Below are 21827 nucleotides of genomic sequence, written 5' to 3'. Positions count from 1 at the left end.
TGAAAAAGATTAGCCAATTTGGATCCACCAACAAGGCTAATCTTCTTTTATTATCTTTTCATGAATAATTCAGGATAAACTGGATTTCGAACCGCAATGCCAGAACCGCCTTGTTTCAATTCAAAAGGACCTTGGGTAATGGTTGTATGATATTTTTTTGCGTAGTTAGAAATTTCACTTCTCTTTTCATCATTTAATAAATCAATTTTACCCGTTTCATTTCCCTTGTCAGGAAAGATTTCTGTGACAACTCCATTGGATGCAAGTTGCACGCTTTGTATAGAACTTGTCATCACATACTTGGCGATTTTAGAAAAATCATGAATCTGTCCATCTGAATTGATTAAAACTTGTTCTAAAGAATTTGTGATGCCAACTCCATTTTCTAAATCATCCTCTATTTGTTGCCCATACGTTTTCGCATTCATAAGTGCAAGTGTACGCTGATTATTTTGAATTTGACTATTTGTATTATATGTAAATAAGCCCAAAAGACATATTCCTACAAGAAATACAGTTAATGGGACTATTGTTTTCTTCTTCACTTTTTTCTACCTCGGTTATATTTCCAACTCAAGATTATAACACAAACTATAAGTTTAAATGTTAATTTTTGTTGTTGTATAATACTTATGGTGATCTTATGTTAAACAAAATAGAATGTATACAATTATTAAAACAAGATGTAATACCAGCACTCGGTTGTACAGAACCCGTATGTGTTGCCTTATGTTTGGCACATGCTTCAAAAGTATTAGATGAAGAAATCCTTTCTATTGAATGTGATGTGAATATTGGCATTTTTAAAAATGGAATGTCAGCCGGTATACCTAATTTTGAGCATGTGGGATTAAAGTATGCAGCAAGTCTTGGTGCTTTTTTAAAGAATCCAGAAAAGGGTTTAAAACTGTTTGAAGATATTGATGATGAAATTAAAAATAAAGTGTACAAATTTAAAGATACACAAATACATGTAGATTCAAGTCAAACAGGACTTTTTGTGAAGGGTACAATTCATACTCAAAATCAAACGAGTACTTGTATCATCAAGGATGAACATACAAACGTAATCTATCTTTCTAAGAATGATGAAATTTTAATCAATAATGAAAACACTTTAAATACACAATCCAGTTTAATTCAAAGTCTTAAACAGATGCATATTTCTGATATTGTGGATTTAGTCAATGAACTTGATGTCGATGACATTGAATTTCTTTATGATGGAGTCAAGATGAATTTAGAACTTGCGAATTATGCCAAAGATCATAACTTACCTTTATCCAGTTCTTTTTCAACAAATCTTATATCCATACTAACTTCAGCCATAGAAGCTAGACTTTCTGGATGTCCATTAAGTACGATGTCCAGTTCAGGTGCAGGTACTAAGGGTATTGCCCTCATTCTTCCAATTCATATTGTTGCTGAAGAGGAACATATCGCAAAAGAAAAAGAATTAAAGGCTTTAGCTTTAGGACACTTATTAAATCGCTATATCAATTCTTATATAGGAAAATTATCCCCTATGTGTACATGTGTCATGGCAAGTAGTACAGCTTGTAGTGCAGCACTAGTCTATATGTTTGGTGGAAATAAAGAACAGATTGGATATGCGATCAAAAATATGACAGGTACAGTTACAGGTATGATTTGTGATGGTGGAAAAGTTGGATGTAGCTTAAAAGTATCTACGGGAACTCTATCCGCACTTCTTTGTGCAAAAACCGCATTAAACAATGCTCCACTAAAGGATAGTGATGGTATTGTGGCAAGCAGTCCAGAAAAGTGTATTCAAAATATGGCTTATCTTTCTAAGCATGGCATGAAAGATGTAGATACGACAATCGTAGAAATTATGAAGAAATAAACAAAGCGTAGGATTTCCTGCGCTTTTACTGTAGTATATAAATATTTTCTTCAATCAATTGAATCACTTTTCGTACAAATTGTAAGCTTACCAAATCATTGACTTTGTGACCCGTCGTTTCTAACTCACTAATTTCTATAATCGGTAAAGAATACTTTTCTAAACCCTCTTCTTTAATAGGTGTATGAAACGTATGCCCACATTCTAAATCATAGAACAAATAATAGTGATATATCGGCTCATCCTTAAGTTCAACATCACCAAAGTACACAATGGAATAATCATCATCCATATACTGCCCTTCATAATAGAATTGTTTCTTATACTTTTTGTACTCCTCTACTTCATAACTATAGATTCTTTCAGTTTCATAGCCAATGAATTCTTTATGGATACAAACTGGTGTCAAAATTTGCAACAACGTATCTTTCATGCGATACATCTCTCGTTTCTTTTTTCTAGCTCCATCAATGAATGCTGAATTATCAACATAGCGATGACTTCTAGAATACGCTCTTTGTTCTCTTTCTTTATCTCGGTAGTTTTTGGCTCGTTTATTCACACTATACAAACAATCCACTAACATTTGTTTGGTGATAATATGATTTGAAAGATTATCACTATATTCTTTTGGTGTTTTCATATTTGTCCTCCGTTTTTCCTATAATATTCAAATCTATAATCTGTATTTGAGAACAAATATTTGTACACTTATTATATCATCAAAAACTACCTCCTAGACAAATAAATCTATTGACAATTTTGCACGATTTTAACATTATTTTCACTACTATTGACATTTCTGCACAATATTGACATTATTTTCAGTAGTATTGACATTTATGTATTAAAAATAGCGGACTTGCCGCTATTTTTTTAGTACAGATTCAATTGTTTGTAGTAAAGATTGGATTTCAATCGGTTTTGAAACATGATCACTCATACCTGCATCTAAACAATCTTTACGATCTTCTTCAAAGGCATTAGCAGTTAAGGCAATGATTGGAAGTTGACTTCGATTATTTGGCAAAGAACGTATAACTTTGCAGGCTTCAAAGCCATTCATTCTTGGCATTTGAATATCCATTAATATGCAATCGAAACAATCCACCGCATTTTCTTTCACCATCGTTATAGCTTCTAATCCATCTTTAGCACGCATCACTTTAAGACCTTTATCTTCTAGAAGTGTTTGGGCAATTTCAGCATTCAAATCATTATCTTCCACAAGAAGAATGTGTTTTCCTGTAAGATCAATTTCTTTGTCATCCACCTCTTTGACTTCTTGTTCCTCTACGATATAGCGATGAGGAAGATTTACAACAACGGTTGTTCCTTTACCTTCTTCACTCTCTATACTTATAGTTCCATGCATGAGATCCACCAATTTTTTAACGATTGGCATACCCAAGCCTGTACCGATTACACCAGATTCACTGGATGTTTTTTCTCTTGTGAAGTTTTCAAAGATATGTGGTAAATATTCTTTAGAAATACCGATACCCGTATCTTGAACAACTGCTTTATAGTCGGATAAACCTTCTTCTCTTTCAATTTCTTCTAAAGAAAAAGAAATCGTGCCACCTACATTGGTATATTTAATCGCATTACTCATTAAATTCACATAGATTTCTCTGATTTTTAAAGAGTCCGTTAAAATCATATTGTGTTTAATATTCACCGCATAGTTCAATGTCTGATTCTTTTGACGAATATCCGGTTCAAAGAATTGTAGAAGATTATCACAAGAAGTATAAATATCCCATGGTTTTTCTTTCAATTCTTCTTTTCCACTTTCTATTTTAGACATTTCTAAAATATTATTGATCAAAGAAAGTAAGTATTGACTGGATTCATCAATCTTTTCTAGATAGTTTCTAGAAACTTTTGAATCCTCCCAATGACTTTTCATCAATTCACTAAAGCCAATAATCGCATTTAATGGTGTTCTTAAATCGTGCGACATATTAAATAAGAATGCACTTTTAGCGGCACTTCCTTCTTTGGCTTGTTCTAAAGATTGTTTCAACATTACAAGGTTTGAAATATCGACAAATATTGTAATAATAATACGTTCTCCATTGGGATTTTTAAACACCTTTGATTTGGCAAGTGCATGTACTTCATAAGATTCTTTAGGATTGATAATCACTTCAAAATCAACCGAACCATCGTGTGTTCTTAATGCGATCAAACGATCATTTGTGGTTGGATCTGGATATTCAAACTTTTTAAAGATTGAACGCATCTTACTTTGCACATCTTCTAAATCGTCTATATGAAATATCTTTAAAGCTCTTTTATTTAAATGAACAATTCTATGTTCCTTTACTGTATATGCGAATACTCCACATGGTAACTCATCTAGAATCTCTTTATAGTAATCATTTTGCGCAACATTTTGATTACGCAACTTCTCATTCGTTTCAGATAGATACGTTTCTATAATCTTATCCTTTTCTAAACGTACAATGTCACTTATATCTTGATGAATACCGGCAATCGAACCATCTTCCATTTTCTTACCTGAACAGCGAATCATCATAATCCCCTTTTCAGGATGTAGAAAACGATACACAATTTCCGTTCTTTCTTCGCTTAGTTTTCTTACATATTCACCAAATTGTTCTTGATCTTCAGGATGTACATGTGATAAATGGAATTTTAAGCATTCTTGTGCATCCAGTTCCTTTGATGCGCCAATTAAATTTAAGAAGCAATCATCCCCATATAATTGATCATCTACTAATTTCCATGTTCCTATTGAGTTCTCTTGAAGAACTTGATTCATTATTGTGTTCATAAGTCAATTATAATAGCGTTTTCAATGAAAGAGAAGAAAAAAACGTATGAATTCGAAAAATTGTGTTATTATTATAAAAATATTTTTTTGTAAAGGAAGTGAAACATATGCGTATAGTTATTAAAGTAGGTACGAGTACTTTGGCATACGAAAATACAGGTCTATTACATATTCGTAGAATGAAGCAGTTATGTGAAGTGCTTAGTGACATAAAAAATGCAGGGCATGAAGTGATTCTTGTATCCAGTGGAGCCATTGGAATGGGCATGGGAAAATTGGGATTGGATTCGAAGCCGCATGATCTTCCGGGAAAACAGGCTTGTGCAGCCATTGGACAATGTGAATTGATGTATACATATGATTCTTTATTCTCACAATATAATCATATTGTAGGACAAATATTGATTACTAAAGCGGATATTGAAAATGATGATCGTAAAACAAATTTCATCAACACTATGGAACATTTATTAAAAAGAAACGTACTACCTATTGTAAATGAAAATGATACGATTGCGACGGAAGAAATCGTAATTGGAGATAATGATAATTTGGGGGCTATTCTAGCTAAGAATATTCATGCCGATCTATATATTATCTTATCGGACATTGATGGATTGTATGATGATGATCCTCATAAAAATGAAAATGCCCAACTCATTCCTGTCGTCTATGAATTGGATGAAAAGATTTTAAGCTTTGGACAAGGCGTCAACTCGAATGTAGGTACGGGTGGTATGAAGACAAAATTAGAGGCTGCCAAAATCTGTATGGATGCAGGCCTAGATATGATTATCACCAATGGTCAAAAGCCAGATGCTTTATATTCTATTATAGATAATGAAAGTATTGGCACTCGTTTTGTAGCCAAGAAAGGAGCCTAATATGACAACTCAAGATATTATGAGAAACGCCAAAAATGCCACTAAATCATTGATGTTGTGTGATGAAGCGAAAAAGAATGAAATTCTTACATCTATGGCAAATTCTTTATTAGCTCATAAAGAAAATATTTTAAATGCGAACCAGATTGATTTAGAAAAAGCTATGGTGAGTGATGTCATGAAAGATCGTTTACGATTGAATGATCAACGCTTAAATGATATGGCTCAAGGCATTTTAGATGTCATCAAATTAGAGGATCCAACTGGAAAAGTATTGAATGAAAGAACATTAGAAAATGGTTTAGTTGTTCAAAAAGTAAGTGTACCATTAGGTGTCATTGCGATTATTTATGAAAGTAGACCCAATGTCACAAGTGATGCGGCTACTTTATGTATTAAAAGTGGAAATACATGTATTTTAAGAATTGGTAAGGAAGCTTGGAACAGTGCCAATGCGATTGTACAAGCTCTACAAGAAGGAATTCATAAATGTGGGGTAAACCCAAACATTGTACAGTTGATTCAAGATACAACACATCAAAGTGCCAATGAATTAATGGAAGGAGTAGGCTATATTGATCTATTGATTCCTAGAGGTGGAAAGAATTTAATTTCACGTTGTGTAGAACATGCCAAAGTACCATGTATTCAAACGGGTACAGGCATTTGTCACATCTATGTCGATGAAGAAGTCGATCAAGATATGGCTGTTAAAATCATTGAGAATGCGAAATGTTCTAGACCTAGTGTTTGTAATGCAGAAGAAGTCTTATTAGTGCATTCCAAAGTAGCCAATGAATTCTTACCAAAATTAAAGAAACAATTGGATACATATCCTGTTGAACTCAGATTGGACAAAAGAGCACAAAAAATCATTGAAGGCACAAAAGCAACAGAACAAGATTTTGACACTGAATTTCTAGATTATATTCTTGCCGTTAAAATTGTGGATTCTGTAGAAGAAGCCATTGAACATATTTCAAAACATTCGACAAAACACAGTGAATCCATTTTAACTACAAACAAAGAACACGCCAAACTCTTTACACAATCCATTGATAGTGCAGCTGTATATGTGAATTGTTCAACACGCTTTACAGATGGAGGTCAATTTGGTCTAGGCTGTGAGATTGGTATCTCCACACAAAAGCTTCATGCGAGAGGTCCAATGGGATTAGAAGAGCTAACAACATATAAATACATAGTCCAGGGTAATGGACAAATTCGATAAGCAAAAACAGGCAACTTCTAAATGCCTGTTTTTTTAATCTAAGAAAACGAATAATAATTTGTTAAATTTATTCCGTCAAGAACTCACCACCTCAATACAATGGTACAACAACACTACATAATTTAACTTATTTAACATTTTTTCAAAGTCATTTTATGCATTTAACTCCGTTTCTTCAAAGTAATTTTGCACGATTTACTCCATTTCTTCAATGTATCACAGTACCATTTGTTCATTATTATTAAATTTATTGGGCTTCCTTAGTTCAAAACAAAAGAAACATTAGTATTTAAATTCACTAATGTTTCTATCAATACATTTTTTCATCATTCTTAATGTGCAAGTTTCCAACTTACTGCCTTTTCTCTAGAATCCACAAAACGTTTATAAATACCTTCTTGTTTCATTAATTGATTGTGTGTTCCTTGTTGAACGATGCTTCCTTTATCTATCACAACAATTTGATCGGCGTTTCTGACAGTTTTTAATCTATGCGCAATCATAATAATTGTCTTTTCTTTTGTCAAAGCATCGATAGCTTCTATTAATTCCTTTTCATTTTCAGGATCCACATTGGCTGTTGCCTCATCCAAAATAATAATGGGTGCATCCTTCATAATGGCACGCGCAATGGAAATACGTTGTTTTTCCCCACCAGAAAGTGTAGCTCCACCTTCACCAATAACTGTATTGTATCCATCAGGTAATTGACTTATAAACTCATGGCAACAAGCTTTCTTTGCCGCCTCAACTACTTGTTCATGAGTGGCTTCTTGATTACCGAATTTAATATTATTTTCAATGGTATCCGCAAACAAATAGACTCTTTGAAATACAAACGCAAAGTTATTCATTAAACTATTCATACTATAGTCTTTTACATTTATACCACCAAGACTCACTTCACCATCATCCACATCCCAAAATCTTGCGATCAAATTACATAATGTAGATTTTCCTCCTCCAGAAGGACCCACAATGGCTGTCGTAGTCTTTTCTGGAATCAACAAGGATACATCATCAATAATTTTTCGTTTATCATAAGAAAATGAAACATGATTCAATTGAATATCATGACACTTTGGTTCAATTTCTTTTCCATCAATATCCATCGTATTCAATTTCAGAATCTCATTGGCTTTATCCACACAAACACTGACTACATGTAAAAGAGATGAATAGTTTCCTGCCGTTTCTAAGCTTGAAAAAAGCATAAAGGAAGCTATTGTCATACCAATCGCATTCACCGCATTCATAGTTCCATTTACATAAAAGGCTGCACAACTAATAATGATAATTGCACCTGTAATCTTTGTCACGATACCCTGAAGAAAATGATAAGGTACAAATACAAGTTCCATTTTTGTATTGATTTTAGCACACGCATTATTGGCATCATTCAATCGTTTCGCCTGTTTACCCAATAAGTTATAAGATTTTACTTCCGAAATACCTTGCACATATTCCATGATTTGATTCACGAGTTCTGTATCACACTGAACTTTTTGTTCCGAATCTTTTTTACCAGCTTTCTGCATCATAGAATTAATTATAAAGAATACAATAACACCAACAATAGATATCAATCCAATCCTTACATCAAAAATAAGGATCATACATATAATCATTGTTGTTTCTAAAATCCCCTGCATTGTAAGCATTACAACTCTTGAGGCAACATCTCCAAGTACTTCCATTGTATTTGTCGTAACAGAAGCAATCTCACCAATACTATTTGAATTAAAATATCCCATTGGAAGATAACGAAGATGTTCTGCAATCTTAATACGCATAAAGGCACTCGCATTGTATCCACCTTCTGTCTGAAGTACAGACGAAATTCTTTTACAAACAATATCTATCACAATCGCAATAATCATAATGACTAATGAGCCAAGAATATATTTACCCATTGATTTTCCTTCAATCAAGCCCATCAAAATATACATAATAGCCGGTATTTTCATAGCTGAAGCAAGTGCTTCTACTAAACCAATCATCATAGATAATTTAAATTTCTTACTGTTTTCTTCACCAGAAAATTTAAAGAATTTTGCCAAGATTTCAAACATATTATTTTCCCTCCTTTACTGTATCCTTTACAGAAATATGCGCATTCCACATATCTTTATAAAATGCACATGATGAAAGAAGTTGATCATGCGTGCCATGTGCTACTACATTTCCATCATTTACCACAAAGATTTGATCACTGTCTTTTATTGTAGAAAGCCTATGCGCAATCACAATCAATGTTTTTCCTTCTACAAGTTTAGCGATAGAATTTTGAAGAATTGCCTCATTTTCTGGATCCGTATACGCTGTAGCCTCATCTAAAATCACAATAGGTGCATCTTTTAACATGGCTCTAGCGATAGAAATACGTTGTCTTTCTCCTCCAGAAAGGTGACCACCAGCACCACCGACAATCGTATCAAAACCATTTTCCAACTGCATAATAAAGTCGTAACAACCACTCTTTTTTGTGACTTCAATTATATCTTCATCACTCGCATTAGGATTTCCTTGACGGATATTTTCTCGTACTGTTTCATTAAATAAATAATTATCCTGTGCTACATATGCGATTTTTTGATTAAAGTCCATAAGAGACATTTGTTTGATATCTACACCACCAATTTTTATACTTCCAGAATTCACATCCCACAAAGACGCAATCAACTTTGCGATTGTTGACTTACCACTTCCGGATGGACCCACAATCGCATTGACACTTCCTGCCTTACATACCATATTCACTCCGTGTAGGATCTCCTTTTCGTGATATCCAAATTTCACATTGCGTAATTCAATCGAATTGTCTTTTGGCACAGCCACACTCTTTTCAGGTCGATGTAGCTCAGGCTGATCTAAAATTCCAACAACCTCACCGACAATAACACCAATCTTTCCTAAATCATCTGTATAAGAAAAAGCTGTGATCAATGGTCCGGCAATCCCTAATGATAAAATTATGCATAAGATAAAATCAGGCATTGTAAGTGTGCCATTTTCAACATAATGAGCTCCAAAAGGAAGCACGGTCAATAATGTATAGGGAGTTATTGTCATCATGAGTGCATGATAAATCGAACACTTTTTCATCCATGAAATAAAGGAATTCGCATAGGCCTTGGCAGCACGGGTAAATTTCGCATAAGAACTCTCTGTTTTTCCAAAAGCTTTAATGACTTCAATTCCATCAATATATTCAACAGCTGCATCATTTAAATCTTTCGTTGTCTTTACTGTCTTTTCAAAGTTTGGCTTATAATCAATCATCATTCCAAAATAAGATAGGAAACCAATAATAATGGGTAATAATGACCAAAGAGCCAATCTATAATCAATTGTAAAAAAATAGATCAACACAACAATAGGACCAAGTAGATTTGAAGTGAATTCAGGAATAATATGTGCCAGCGTTGTTTCAATACTATCAATTCTTTCCACCATAATATTCTTAAATGTACCTGACGAAGTATCTTTCACATATCCTAGTGGCACACGTGCTAGCTTTTCAAAACATGCCTTTCGAATGTTTGAAAGTACAGTAAAAGTGGCCTTATGCGATAGTGTTGTTGAGAGTGAATGACAAAGCTCGGCCACAATAAAGGAAATAGCTATACATATTGAGTTTGTTAGATAGGTATTAAAATCTTTATTTCCTTCTAAAAACATCTTTACAATCGTTGCGATAAGAAAATAAGGAATGATTTTAAAAATCACATTGCCCATTCCAAGTATGACACTCCATACATAATCCATTCTCTTTTGTCCAGCCCATTCAAGGATCCAACTCATTGTAGATTTCTTCTTTTCTTGCATATAAACGTCCTCCTTATTAGTTGCAACTAACTCTGTTCTTATAAATAAAGGTGGCCACGGCCACCCAATATTACTGTTTAGTCGGAAATTTAATATTCCATATTCTTTCCCATCCACCCATATTAAATTCTTTTAATTGATGGACGTTTTTCTTAGCTATCTCTTTATCCATATCGTGTTCAACTATTTGCAGTATAGACGAGAAAAAGCCTGTGTAAATCATATGCATAAGACTTTCATCAATAGTTGATAAATCCATTCCAGACTCCTTCATAATCTGCATATATTTCTTGGTTGCCTTCATTTCTTTATTCACCATATTATGAATAAATGCTTCATATTTCCCACTATCTCCACATTTAAACAATAATCTAAAATGATTATAATGATCATAAATATAATCAATCATCTGACCTGTTCCATCATTGGCTGCATTTGACATATTGTCTGTCTGATCATGAGCAGAAAGCTTTTCAAAATCATCTATTATTCCATCATAGATTTCATATATATGATTAATATACGGATCAACTAGTGCATCAAAAAGCATTTCCTTAGTCGGATAATACTTATAAAAAGCTCCCGTTGTAAGTCCTGCATCTTTGACAATACTCCTTAAAGAAGCACCACTAAATCCATCTCTTAAGAAATGTTTGATGGCGGTAGCCAATATTTTCTCTCTTGTTTTTTCAGTTTTTTCTGACATATAAATCTCCAATAAACAAATATAACAGTGTTATATCACACTGTTATATTATTCTTATCCATAGAGATTTGTCAAGTATAAAAATTGAAATTTACTATTCCCCTATTGCTTTGAAACAGACTACTACACCACAAATAAATAGTGTTATACAAACAATGAATGGAATTATTAAGTCTAATCCCAACAAACTACCTAAGATTCCAGTAATCCCGTTATAATCCCATTGATAAAGTGTCGCTGAGCACAAAATAGCTATTGAGCCAAGAAACCCCATAAGTTGCCAAACAATACCTAACATCATTTTTTTCACACAATCACACTCCCTTATTTTATCCAATTACGTCCGTAATGTCCTTAACACCTTTGCTTACAAAACTAATGACTTTTTCATTAACTACACTTCCATCTTTTAATATTTTGACATTCGCAAGACCTAGTTGATCATTCTTTTTAGGTTCTGTACTCCCTGAAAGTGTCATCCATTTAATTTGAATATCTTCTTTAGATAATTTTTGATTATAATCAACTGTATAATTTGTATTTTCAAAAATGGGAGAATTCGATTCAGCGTGAACTTGAACCGTATTCTTATCCTCTTGATAAATTTTAATTGTATAATGCACAATATCCTTTTTATTAGAAACATACTCCTTATTTGGAGATACTTTCTCTTCATAAATCAATGTTAAATCTTTATTAGAAGTACTTGTATCTTTTTCATTTTGAAATATAAAGAATAAGCAGAAACATAAAACTATACCACTAACAACTACAACAATCATTCTCTTTGACTTCATTTTTGACGCACCTTTTTTACATTGTGATTCATGAAATGTCTTCCTATATATCTATAGGCAAATCCTTTTAGCTTTGACATTTGTTGATGGTGTTCTTTTAGTAAATCATCCGGACAATCATATACACCAAAATCTTGTGTAATTCCTTCACTCTGAATATATGTAGAATTGCGATTAAAATCAATGATTGGATTTCTAAAATCTTTTACAGCTACACCATATCCACAAAATGCACCTTTACAATTTGGAAATTGATTTTGTAATTTCTTAAGATATGTCTTGTCCAATATAAATCCTTCAAGTTCAATCCACTGATTCTCAAAATATATTTCCACCCAACTATGAAAGATATTTTGGGGTGCACTCCAATACACTAAGCCTGTCATTGCTCCTTTTTGAAGTCTTTTATCAATTGTGAACCCATGAATTCTACATGGAATCTGACAAGCTCGTAAAAGAGCCATAAATAAGGTTCCTTTTGTATTACATTGGCCATAGCCATCGAATAATACTTTTGATGCACAAATCGCATCATCTTCATTATATCCAAATAAGATGTCATCTCTTACAAAATTATATATTCCCTTGATTCTTTCAAATTCATCCAATTCCTTCCACTTCTTCTTTTGAATCAGTTCTTGAATTAGAGGATTTGAATAATCCAGCATCTCCGTTTCTTTTAAATAATTATCTATCATTTTCACTTATCCTTAACATTCTAACAAATTTGAACCTACATATGATTATATCCTTCAAAATATAAGAGACTTTGAAATAGGATCTACTAAAGTGTTTTCCTTAGCTTCATCATTTGAAGCAAGTCAATATTAATCTCTACAACAAAGCATTTTTGTGATACCTTCTTTCAAAATGTCAACTCAGGTAATCGATCTGTCTTAATAATCATTTCTAACATTCTGGCAAATCCTTCTGGATTACGTATTTGATATTGCATATGGTTCAATCCCTCAAAAACTGGAAAGTTACCATATTTATAGGATTGCATCACTGCATTTCGATATTTAAAATGATCTTCTTTACTACCAAATTCCCAGAATGTATGTTTTTGTAGCTCTTCTGATAATTTTGGAAATGGCTTATCTTCTAGACTATCATCCATCTGTTTTCTCAAATTTGTATATGACAAATTCTTTCCTGCTTCTATGAAATAAGGCTTGATATTATCATCGTCACACCACATAATTTTCTTCAATGTTTTCCCATTTGTCCAATACAAACTTTTCATGGCCACATATAAAAATGGAACCATAATTCTACGTGTTATCTTACCAATCTGTGCAAATTGACCACCATCAAAGAATATATGCTTTACCGGTATTTTTGTATCTGTTAAAAATTCCATCGCCAGATCTGCACCAATCGAAGATGCTACTACTAGTTCAATCTCTTTGATCCCATGATCACTTAAAAATCGTTTAATCTGTTGTATCTCATCACTTTTACCTAGATACTTTTGATTTGCACAATATACTGTAGAAGTGGGTAGAACACAATAATACTTATCCGCTAATTTCTTGGCAACTGGTATACTACTTTCTCCAGTTACACCCATCGCATGAAAAAATAAAATAACAGGATTCAATTCATTTCCTACTGTTTGAAACAACATAATATCACCTTCATTATTTAGTACAACAAAAATATACCATCGACCCATCTATGTGAATATCCATTTGTTTGTACATCTTTTTCAAAATATCTTTTAGTTCATTTTCTGTTTGAAACGGTGGACTAAACCATCCTTTCTTTGAAAGAATATGATTCACAAGCCAATCCGTTCTTTTAGATTTACCCCTAATATAGAAACATCCTATAAAGGTACCACCTGGTTTTAAAACTCGCCACGTTTCTTGAAATGCCTTTTTCTTATCTGGAAAAGCATGAAATCCATTCATAGAAACCACAATACCATAGGATTCATCCTTCAATTTCAAATTGGATACATCCCCATGAATACATTGAATATGTGCATATCCATCAAATCTTTTTTTAGCTTGTTTAAGCATATCCATACTATAATCAAGACAAGTAATATGCGCATCTTTTAAAGCAATCCATTTGCGTTGAGTAAATACAGCGGTTCCAACTGGAACATCTAGAAGTTTACCTGAAAAATCATTTGGAATATACGATAAAACTTTTCTGGCTATATCATTATCATTAGTACCACTCCAAAACAACATGATATACAGCTTACTGAAAATATTTCCCTGTGTCAAAACATCATCATATATACTCTTAGATGATTCATACGCATTTTGTATTTTGTCCGCCATATCCAACTTCACCTCTTTTCCATTCTTCAAAATACTATTTTCTATATTCCTTTCACAACACTTCTTACTTCTTCTACCCACTTGTCAGCATGGCAACAAAATAATTCTTCATGCTGCATATCATATTTATGAATATCCGGATTCTTAAAATATGTATGATATCTCTTTTCGTATTTTTCACCCATCTTTGTCGCATAGAATACATGAATTTTTGTTCCCGATACATCCATATTATGTTGGACTTTCGTCACTAAATCCGAATAGAATTGATTATAAATACTACTCTTCGTAATCCAAGGACTTCCTAATCCAAACATATCTAAAAATCCATTCACCAATTCCTTCTTCGAATCATCCATTTGAGCTTTCTTTTTCTCCATCAATTTTGGAAGTTTTCCAGTATGCACCATTTTATACATAATTGGTGTTACTATAGACGCTTGAATTGTAGCCATCACCTTTCCTGCCTCATCCATATCACTACTTCCAATAATGCCATGATCTATATGAATTCTTTTTCTTTGAATCAACAAAGAAACAAAACTTCCTCCAAGCGAGCATCCATAGGCTGCTTTAATTCTTCCACCATAATGATCCATAATTTCTTGTTCAATCTTTTCACACTCTTCTTCCATCGAATGAAATTGCGTATTCTCATTTGGATCAAAGCCATCATATGAAATAGCTACCGTATAAAAATATGCATGTAATCCTTCTAATACATGATCAAAACTACTATATAAACAACAAGTGCCTGGAAACAAAAAGATGACTGGTTTACTTTGATCTCCACTTTCATAAAACTTCATAATCAACCTCAAATTGTTAGATTAAACTAACTTTCTTCTTGGCTTCAGTTTAGCACCGCAATGAATGACATGCAAGAATAATATCGTCAAAAGAAAAGACAACCCTTATTAAGAATTGTCCAATTTCCATTTCTTCAAAGTCATTTCATGCGATTTATGCCGTTTCTTCAATGTATTGTGTTATTATTTGTTAATTCAAGTGAAAAGAGTAGAATATTTACCTTCAGAATCATATCTCACTTTGACTACAAAGCACTGTTTTTTATAAAAAGATATTCCGTAGCCAATTGCATTTTCATATTTTTTAAATCTATGTTCTTCAAGATATTTTTGTTCGACAATTTGTCTTGCGCCTTCTTTGGCATCATCAATCAAATCATCTTCACTTATTGAATGTTTACACTCAATAAGCACCACTGTTCCAAGTATGTTTTCTGGTAAAACGCATACATCAAATCTACCATTTCCAGATTCTCTATTGGATACCACCTCATAATCATTCAACAATCCTACTAGAAATCCATGATAAAAGGATTCTTGATTATCGAAATAACTAATACTTCTTAATAGAATATCATTCAACAATAGATTTACTTTCTTTGCATCACCATCCACAAGTTCTTGATACAGTTCACCTTTTCTACTTGTTGTATAATCTTCAAAATATGACATGAAGGATTGTTTATAGATTTCATAAACTTCCTTATTCGGGATAATCAATTCGTATTGGTTTTCTCCCCTATCTTTAATGGCCTTTAAATATCCAGTTAGTAATAGAAAGCTATAAATATTATTGATATTATCCATTTCACGATACGTAAGTTCAGGCTTGATATATTTAATGAGTGATTGACCACTCATTAATACATCAAACTCCTTGCGTAATTTTTTATCCCCATTTTGAATATACTTAACAACAAGATCATTTCCACTGGTATTTGCCCAAAAAGAAATTGGTTTAAAAGACACATCTTGCATTATATTTTTAACATACATCAATGTACTCCAGGGATTGTAAATTTCTTTATTACCAAATTGATATCCATCATACCACTCTTTTACTTCATTCATCTTTTCGGAAAGATTATAATCTTTCAACAACTGCTTAACTTCTGATTCAGTAAACCCAAAAGATTCACTACTAATATTATTTAAAACAGAATAAGCAGTAAAATTATTCAATCCAGTAAAAATACTTTCCTTAGAAATACGAAGACACCCGGTCATAACACCTTTTTCTAAAGCATCGTTGGTTTTAAGTGCTGAAGAAAAAACACTTCTTAAAAACTCAACCATTTCTTCATAATAATCATTTTGATATGCAGATTGTAAAGGAACATCATATTCATCAATTAATACAATGACCTTTTGTTGATAATAAGCATACAAAGCATTCGTTATAACTCTCAAGGAAATTTTTAAATCTTCAATACAAGATGAACGATTATGCAATTTATTTAAAATATCTTTAGTTGTATCCGACAATTGATCAGAAGATAATATTTCTAAGTTTTTCTCTAACAATTCATAAATCACATTTGAAAAAGATGAAATTTGCGCATCAAAAGTTAAGCTTTTCATTTCCTTTAAAGAAATAAAAATCGTTGGATACTTATTTTGATACTTTAAAGCATCCTTATTCTTCGAAATATTTAAACCATTAAATAGATAAGAATTTTCTTTCTCGTTGATTGAAAAGAAATAATAGAGCATCGACATATTCAGAGTTTTACCAAATCTTCTAGGCCTTGTATATGAAACAACTTGTTCATTTAATACATCTTCAATGAAATTTGTCTTATCCACATAATAAGCACTTTTATCAATCATAGTTTTAAAATTTTCAATTCCCGTCGGTAATAATTTCATTCTATCAATTCCTTTCACAGTTATTATACTTTATATTTTTTAACTTTTTCTTCAATTCCTAACAAGAATTTAAAATTCATATAATACAAAAAAAAAAACAACTCTCCTTTATAATCAGAGAGTTGTTCAATAGTTAAATCAATATGCTTTTCTATTTTAGTAAAGCTTAGCACCTGCAGGAATCTTGTCATCAACCATCAATAAGTTTAGTCCTTCATGACCATCTTCTTCATGTAAAGCTGAGATCAACATACCTTCAGAATTAATACCCATCATTTTTCTTGGTAGTAAGTTTACAATCGCAATTGCAGTCTTTCCAACCAATTCTTTTGGTTCATAATTATCATGAATTCCACTAACACATTTTTATAGCTTCACTTCAAATTGCTGTACTATGATATATCATTAAAATCCAATCACTTTAATTATTTTTGATGTTGCAATTTATACATCGTCTTTTGCGTTTCGATTTCTGCTCGTAATTCTTCTTCACTAGGTAAATATAATTTATACTTACTTGCAAATAATTGTTCATTACCCTTTAGAATTGAATATCTTGCAATATCTTCATCCGTATCAGAACATAAAATAATACCAATGGTTGGATTATCTCCTTCTGTGCGTTTTAATTCATCGTACATTCTTACATACATATCCATTTGTCCAACATCTTGATGTGTCACTTTACTCGTTTTTAAATCAATTAAAACAAAACATTTCAAATAATAATTATAGAATACTAAATCAATAAAATATTCCTGTTTCTCTGTATGGATATGTTGCTGTCTTGCAACAAATGCATACCCTTTTCCTAGTTCCATTAAAAATTTTTGAATGTTTGAGATAATACTTTTTTCGAGTTCTGTTTCTGTAAAATCTGTATTCTGTGCTAACCCTAGAAATTCTGCCACTACTGGATTTTTAATAAACTCTAACTTATCATTTTGATAATCAGCCGTTAATTCTTTCATTTCATTTTCAACCAAACTTTTCTTCTGTGTTTGGAGTAAACGATAGTAATATTGAGAAGATATATTTCTTTGTAAAGTTCTAACACTCCAAGATTCATTCATTGCTTCTTTTTCATACCAATCTCTAGCAATTTTATCTTTTACTTGTATCAATATTCTATAATGCGTCCAACTCAGAATAGATTCAAATTTTCCACTCGCTGAGTGGAAAATTTTAGGATACAGTTTATAAAACAAATAAAAGTTATATAAATTTGTCTTCGTATAACCTTTCCCATATAACTTAGTAAGTTCTTTTGATAAATTCTTAATAACTTTGCTACCATATTCAGCACGATCTTCTCCATTTAAAATTTCTTCTGCAATTCGATAACCAATTAACCAGTTACGAGATACTAACGCAACATTTATAGCTTGATATGCACTCTTTTGAGAGCTATCAATAATGTATTTCATATCCAAGATAATATCATCAGTTTTTTCAAATTTTATTATTCTGAGTATTCCACGCATTCAGAGCCACACCGTCCAGCACTGAGAGCCACCCAATCCATTAATCAGAGCCGTTTATACACCTTCAGTTGTAAGATGTATTTGTAGAATATTAAGTTCTACAGATCTTGCGAATTGGAGGTGTTTTTTTTATGCGAGATTTAAAACGAATTCTTGAACTTAGGTTTGAGAATCATTCTCAGCGTGAAATCGCTAGAATGCTGAAAGTGTCACGAAATACTGTTCGTGATGTATTTGATGCAGCAGATGCTGCAGGTGTCTATTGGAACACTGCTTACAATTTAAGCGAATCCCAAATTAATGAACTTCTTTTTCCATCAAATGGAATAGATGTTTCTTTTGAACAGCCTGACTATGCATATGTGCATAAGGAGCTTTTGAAGGTTGGAGTCAGTTTAAAAATGCTTTGGAAAGAATATGTGGATCAATGTAAAAGTACGCATAAGGTATATCTAAAGTACAGTGCATTTTGTAACAATTACTCGAGCTATGTAAAAAAGAACAAGCTTACGATGCATATCACGCATAAGCCTGGGGATAGGATAATGGTTGACTGGGATGGTAAGACAATGAAGGTTCATGATCGCTCATTGAACCAGGATGTTACTGCTTATATGTTTGTAGCCGTGCTTCCATTCAGCATGTACTGTTATGTAGAGGCTTGTCCTCGGATGGATTCTAAGAATTGGATTAATTGTCATATTCACGCATTTGAATATTTTGGTGGTGTCTCACGCATTCTTGTTCCAGATAATCTTAAAACCGGTGTTACTGAACACAAGAAGTATGAGGATCCTGTTTTGAATAAATCTTACCAGGAAATGGCAGACTATTATGGAATGGCTGTTATTCCTGCACGCGTTAAAATGCCAAAAGATAAAGGAGCTGCAGAAGGATCTGTATTCAGTATGGCTACAACGATAATTGGTATTTTACGTAATCGAACATTCTTTACTTTTGAATCATTGAATAAAGCCATCTATATTGAAATGAACAAATTAAATAATGAAGAATTCCAAAAGCGTGAAGGTTCTAGAAAATCTGTTTATATGAATGAAGAAAAAGATTATATGAATCCATTGCCAGAACATCCATTTGAATTGAGTGAATGGAAAATGGCAACAGTCCAGCTAAATTATCATATTCAAGTAGAAAAAATGAATTATTCAATTCCTTATGAATATGTTGGAAAACGAGTGGAAGTAAAACTGACAAAAGATACAGTCACTGTTTATTATAAAAAGAATCAGATCTGCCAACATAAACGCTTATATGGTCATCGCAATCAGTATTCTACCAATGAGGCGCATATGCCAAAGAACCACCAATTGTTCCAGTGGAATAAAGAACGCTTTATGAATTGGGCTGCAACAATAGGTCCTTCCACTGTTGAACTAATCACTCTTATGTTTAGTCGTTATAAAGTAGAAGAACAAGCCTACAAGGGATGTTTGTCTATTTTGAAATTGTCTGATAAATATTCGCAGGCAAGATTAGAAAATGCATGTAAGTTGGCGCTTTCTCGCTTATCTAATCCTACCTATAAGAATATTAAGTTGATTCTAGAATCAGGTCAAGATGAAGTAAAACGCGAAACTGAACGTATGACAAATAAAGAAGATACTACATATGCATTCACTCGTGGAACTGAATATTATGGGGGTAAAAAGTAATGAATCAAGAATTATATGAAAAACTAAGAGAAATGAGATTGCCTATCATGGCTGAAGAATATAAAGATAAGTCTGAAAATCCGAGTATACAAAATATGACTTTTGAAGAAAGATTGGAAGCCATGGTCATCAAAGAATATGATTCGCAAATCAATCGCACAGTTAAGCGCTACATCAAAAACGCCAACTTCTATGATTCAAACGCAAATCTACAAAATATCAATTATAAGCCTGACCGTGAAATCAACAGAGGCTTGATAGAAGAACTGAGTACAAATGAATATATCCAGCAGAAACTGAGCATTATTTTGATTGGTGCATCTGGATCGGGAAAGACTTGGATTTCAAACGCTTTTGGAGTTAATGCATGTATGGAAAGATACAAAGTTCAATATATTCGTTTGCCAGACTTGTTTCAGGAAATTGAAGAAGCAAAGATTCAAGGGCATTACAAAAAATATATGAAAAAACTTTCCAAAGTTGATTTATTGATTCTAGATGAATTCTTATTAACAACCATCAGTGAATGCGAACGGAACGATTTATTTGAAGTGATACAATCAAGAACTGATAAAAAATCGACAATTTACTGCAGTCAATGGGCTCCTGAAGGCTGGCTAGGCAAATTAGGCGATGGGCCACTCGCTGATGCCATTCTAGATTGTATTAGAAACTCATCTTATACAATTCTTTTAAAATGCAATTGACGGCTAATTCGGTGCACCCCTAGCGGTCATACCGGTTTCGAATGACGCTTGAAGCGGTGCAACATGACGTACTACCGGTGTAATAGGACCTCCTTAATGCTATAGTTTGACTGTAGTGAAAGGAGGTCTTTTTGTATGCAGAAAAGCACTACAATTATTGGTGTTCTTGAAATGTTAGAAGATGGTTTCTCTTATAACGACATTCGTACAAGATATTCGATTGGGAACAGCACTATCACTGACATCAAGAAAAAGTTTAAGACAATGGATGTAACTCTTAAGCAACTTCATTCTATGACACCAAAAATGGTTGAACAAATGTTCTATCCAAACGCACATCCTAGAAAGGAAGCTCCGTTACCGGATTTTGAGAAAGTCTATAAAAAGCTTACAGATAAAAATTCTAAGGCAAATTTGTATTTTATTTGGATTGATTATAAGAAATTATATCCAGATGGCTATCAATACACGCAATTTAAACATTACTTTAAACAATGGCTTGATGAGAATCATTTGGAAAGCAATCTTAGAATGGCAATCAACAGAGTTCCTGGTGAAATTATGTATATAGACTGGGTTGGAGACACTTTGGATCTTGTATATACTGATGTGCCTGGTGAACTTCAGACTGCTCATTTTTTTACAACAACCTTAGGTGTGAGCAGTTACTGCTTCGTTATGGCGTTTCCAAACGAACAAACACCCAACTTTCTTCAGGGTACGATAGAAGCTTTAAACTTTTATGGAGGTGTTCCTAAAATTCTAAAGCCCAACAATACAAAGGCTGCTTCTATTAAAAACACAAAAGATGTATTGATTTTAAACAAGGTCTATGAAGACTTGCAGGATTACTATAATACTGTAATTGTTCC

20 protein-coding genes and 1 pseudogene are annotated in these 21827 nt (G+C 32.7%); 6 read left to right on the top strand and 15 right to left on the bottom strand.

Going from position 1 to position 21827, the window contains the following annotated elements:
• Positions 1 to 50 precede the first annotated feature (50 nt).
• Positions 51 to 545, bottom strand: a complete 495-nt coding sequence (locus Q0F04_RS08105; RefSeq protein WP_295752149.1) for a hypothetical protein — start codon at positions 543 to 545, stop codon at positions 51 to 53.
• Positions 546 to 643: 98 nt separating this feature from the next.
• On the opposite strand from Q0F04_RS08105, the gene Q0F04_RS08100 reads away from it, so the two are divergent.
• Positions 644 to 1867: an L-serine ammonia-lyase, iron-sulfur-dependent, subunit alpha gene (locus tag Q0F04_RS08100; RefSeq protein WP_295752147.1), complete on the top strand. Its 1224-nt coding sequence runs from the start codon at positions 644 to 646 to the stop codon at positions 1865 to 1867.
• Between the two features lie 25 nt (positions 1868 to 1892).
• Here the strand turns inward: Q0F04_RS08100 and Q0F04_RS08095 are convergent, their stop codons facing one another.
• Together Q0F04_RS08095 and Q0F04_RS08090 are read right to left on the bottom strand one after the other, a co-directional pair.
• Complete coding sequence (locus Q0F04_RS08095; RefSeq protein WP_295752144.1) at positions 1893 to 2510, bottom strand: hypothetical protein; 618 nt, start codon at positions 2508 to 2510, stop codon at positions 1893 to 1895.
• A gap of 225 nt (positions 2511 to 2735) precedes the next feature.
• On the bottom strand, positions 2736 to 4670 hold the full coding sequence (locus Q0F04_RS08090; protein ID WP_295752142.1) for a response regulator: 1935 nt from the start codon (positions 4668 to 4670) through the stop codon (positions 2736 to 2738).
• A 107-nt stretch (positions 4671 to 4777) separates the two neighbouring features.
• Here Q0F04_RS08090 and proB point away from each other — a divergent pair, with 107 nt between their 5' ends.
• Entirely contained in the window at positions 4778 to 5554 is a 777-nt protein-coding gene (gene proB, locus Q0F04_RS08085; RefSeq protein ID WP_295752140.1) for a glutamate 5-kinase, read from the top strand.
• Position 5555: 1 nt separating this feature from the next.
• The gene (locus Q0F04_RS08080; protein WP_295752137.1) at positions 5556 to 6785 is read left to right on the top strand and encodes a glutamate-5-semialdehyde dehydrogenase; all 1230 of its coding nucleotides are present in this window, start codon (positions 5556 to 5558) and stop codon (positions 6783 to 6785) included.
• Positions 6786 to 7117: 332 nt separating this feature from the next.
• Here the strand turns inward: Q0F04_RS08080 and Q0F04_RS08075 are convergent, their stop codons facing one another.
• The 12 genes from Q0F04_RS08075 to Q0F04_RS08020 form a co-directional block, all read right to left on the bottom strand.
• Positions 7118 to 8857 carry an ABC transporter ATP-binding protein gene (locus Q0F04_RS08075; RefSeq protein ID WP_295752135.1) on the bottom strand — a complete coding sequence of 580 codons (1740 nt, stop codon included), beginning with the start codon at positions 8855 to 8857 and terminating at the stop codon, positions 7118 to 7120.
• Between the two features lies 1 nt (position 8858).
• Complete coding sequence (locus tag Q0F04_RS08070) at positions 8859 to 10613, bottom strand: ABC transporter ATP-binding protein (RefSeq protein ID WP_295752132.1); 1755 nt, start codon at positions 10611 to 10613, stop codon at positions 8859 to 8861.
• 70 nt (positions 10614 to 10683) lie between these two features.
• Positions 10684 to 11319, bottom strand: coding sequence for a TetR/AcrR family transcriptional regulator (locus Q0F04_RS08065; RefSeq protein ID WP_295752129.1), 636 nt, complete (start codon positions 11317 to 11319; stop codon positions 10684 to 10686).
• A gap of 94 nt (positions 11320 to 11413) precedes the next feature.
• Positions 11414 to 11620: a hypothetical protein gene (locus Q0F04_RS08060; RefSeq protein WP_295752154.1), complete on the bottom strand. Its 207-nt coding sequence runs from the start codon at positions 11618 to 11620 to the stop codon at positions 11414 to 11416.
• Positions 11621 to 11648: 28 nt separating this feature from the next.
• Positions 11649 to 12116: a hypothetical protein gene (locus Q0F04_RS08055; RefSeq protein WP_295752127.1), complete on the bottom strand. Its 468-nt coding sequence runs from the start codon at positions 12114 to 12116 to the stop codon at positions 11649 to 11651.
• Positions 12113 to 12814 carry a transglutaminase-like domain-containing protein gene (locus Q0F04_RS08050; RefSeq protein ID WP_295752124.1) on the bottom strand — a complete coding sequence of 234 codons (702 nt, stop codon included), beginning with the start codon at positions 12812 to 12814 and terminating at the stop codon, positions 12113 to 12115. Before Q0F04_RS08050 ends, Q0F04_RS08055 begins: the two co-directional genes overlap by 4 nt.
• Positions 12815 to 12981: 167 nt before the next feature.
• The gene (locus Q0F04_RS08045) at positions 12982 to 13794 is read right to left on the bottom strand and encodes a hypothetical protein (protein ID WP_295752120.1); all 813 of its coding nucleotides are present in this window, start codon (positions 13792 to 13794) and stop codon (positions 12982 to 12984) included.
• Positions 13760 to 14413 carry a class I SAM-dependent methyltransferase gene (locus Q0F04_RS08040; RefSeq protein WP_295752118.1) on the bottom strand — a complete coding sequence of 218 codons (654 nt, stop codon included), beginning with the start codon at positions 14411 to 14413 and terminating at the stop codon, positions 13760 to 13762. The genes Q0F04_RS08045 and Q0F04_RS08040 overlap by 35 nt, the downstream gene beginning before the upstream one ends.
• A 41-nt stretch (positions 14414 to 14454) precedes the next feature.
• Positions 14455 to 15222 carry a hypothetical protein gene (locus tag Q0F04_RS08035; RefSeq protein WP_295752115.1) on the bottom strand — a complete coding sequence of 256 codons (768 nt, stop codon included), beginning with the start codon at positions 15220 to 15222 and terminating at the stop codon, positions 14455 to 14457.
• A 195-nt stretch (positions 15223 to 15417) separates the two neighbouring features.
• On the bottom strand, positions 15418 to 17091 hold the full coding sequence (locus Q0F04_RS08030) for an AAA family ATPase (RefSeq protein WP_295752114.1): 1674 nt from the start codon (positions 17089 to 17091) through the stop codon (positions 15418 to 15420).
• 156 nt (positions 17092 to 17247) lie between these two features.
• A complete protein-coding gene (locus Q0F04_RS08025; protein ID WP_295752152.1) occupies positions 17248 to 17442 on the bottom strand; it encodes a hypothetical protein in 195 nt (64 codons plus the stop codon).
• 74 nt (positions 17443 to 17516) lie between these two features.
• A complete protein-coding gene (locus Q0F04_RS08020; RefSeq protein ID WP_295752112.1) occupies positions 17517 to 18518 on the bottom strand; it encodes a PDDEXK nuclease domain-containing protein in 1002 nt (333 codons plus the stop codon).
• Between the two features lie 188 nt (positions 18519 to 18706).
• Here Q0F04_RS08020 and istA point away from each other — a divergent pair, with 188 nt between their 5' ends.
• From istA to Q0F04_RS08005, 3 genes and pseudogenes are all read left to right on the top strand, one after another.
• Positions 18707 to 20248 carry an IS21 family transposase gene (gene istA / locus Q0F04_RS08015; protein ID WP_295752110.1) on the top strand — a complete coding sequence of 514 codons (1542 nt, stop codon included), beginning with the start codon at positions 18707 to 18709 and terminating at the stop codon, positions 20246 to 20248.
• Positions 20248 to 20955 carry an ATP-binding protein gene (locus Q0F04_RS08010; RefSeq protein ID WP_295752109.1) on the top strand — a complete coding sequence of 236 codons (708 nt, stop codon included), beginning with the start codon at positions 20248 to 20250 and terminating at the stop codon, positions 20953 to 20955. Before istA ends, Q0F04_RS08010 begins: the two co-directional genes overlap by 1 nt.
• Positions 20956 to 21090: 135 nt before the next feature.
• Positions 21091 to 21827, top strand: a pseudogene (locus Q0F04_RS08005) (hypothetical protein); the annotation flags it as partial.

Origin of the sequence: uncultured Holdemanella sp., from assembly GCF_934772795.1 — a bacterium.
Taxonomy (GTDB): domain Bacteria; phylum Bacillota_I; class Bacilli_A; order Erysipelotrichales; family Erysipelotrichaceae; genus Holdemanella.
Note: the sequence above shows the minus strand (reverse complement) of the source record. Positions and strands in the feature narration are given on the sequence as shown.

Bases quoted from the DNA above. Each gene is read 5' to 3' on its own strand.
- proB (WP_295752140.1), top strand. From the start codon at position 4,778: ATGCGTATAGTTATTAAAGTAGGTACGAGTACTTTGGCATACGAAAAT.
- Q0F04_RS08035 (WP_295752115.1), bottom strand. From the start codon at position 15,222: ATGAAGTTTTATGAAAGTGGAGATCAAAGTAAACCAGTCATCTTTTTG.
- istA (WP_295752110.1), top strand. From the start codon at position 18,707: ATGCGAGATTTAAAACGAATTCTTGAACTTAGGTTTGAGAATCATTCT.
- Q0F04_RS08045 (WP_295752120.1), bottom strand. From the start codon at position 13,794: ATGGGTCGATGGTATATTTTTGTTGTACTAAATAATGAAGGTGATATT.
- Q0F04_RS08010 (WP_295752109.1), top strand. From the start codon at position 20,248: ATGAATCAAGAATTATATGAAAAACTAAGAGAAATGAGATTGCCTATC.
- Q0F04_RS08040 (WP_295752118.1), bottom strand. From the start codon at position 14,413: ATGGCGGACAAAATACAAAATGCGTATGAATCATCTAAGAGTATATAT.
- Q0F04_RS08050 (WP_295752124.1), bottom strand. From the start codon at position 12,814: ATGATAGATAATTATTTAAAAGAAACGGAGATGCTGGATTATTCAAAT.
- Q0F04_RS08075 (WP_295752135.1), bottom strand. From the start codon at position 8,857: ATGTTTGAAATCTTGGCAAAATTCTTTAAATTTTCTGGTGAAGAAAAC.
- Q0F04_RS08020 (WP_295752112.1), bottom strand. From the start codon at position 18,518: ATGAAATACATTATTGATAGCTCTCAAAAGAGTGCATATCAAGCTATA.
- Q0F04_RS08095 (WP_295752144.1), bottom strand. From the start codon at position 2,510: ATGAAAACACCAAAAGAATATAGTGATAATCTTTCAAATCATATTATC.
- Q0F04_RS08065 (WP_295752129.1), bottom strand. From the start codon at position 11,319: ATGTCAGAAAAAACTGAAAAAACAAGAGAGAAAATATTGGCTACCGCC.
- Q0F04_RS08070 (WP_295752132.1), bottom strand. From the start codon at position 10,613: ATGCAAGAAAAGAAGAAATCTACAATGAGTTGGATCCTTGAATGGGCT.
- Q0F04_RS08055 (WP_295752127.1), bottom strand. From the start codon at position 12,116: ATGAAGTCAAAGAGAATGATTGTTGTAGTTGTTAGTGGTATAGTTTTA.
- Q0F04_RS08030 (WP_295752114.1), bottom strand. From the start codon at position 17,091: ATGAAATTATTACCGACGGGAATTGAAAATTTTAAAACTATGATTGAT.
- Q0F04_RS08080 (WP_295752137.1), top strand. From the start codon at position 5,556: ATGACAACTCAAGATATTATGAGAAACGCCAAAAATGCCACTAAATCA.
- Q0F04_RS08100 (WP_295752147.1), top strand. From the start codon at position 644: ATGTTAAACAAAATAGAATGTATACAATTATTAAAACAAGATGTAATA.
- Q0F04_RS08060 (WP_295752154.1), bottom strand. From the start codon at position 11,620: ATGATGTTAGGTATTGTTTGGCAACTTATGGGGTTTCTTGGCTCAATA.
- Q0F04_RS08090 (WP_295752142.1), bottom strand. From the start codon at position 4,670: ATGAACACAATAATGAATCAAGTTCTTCAAGAGAACTCAATAGGAACA.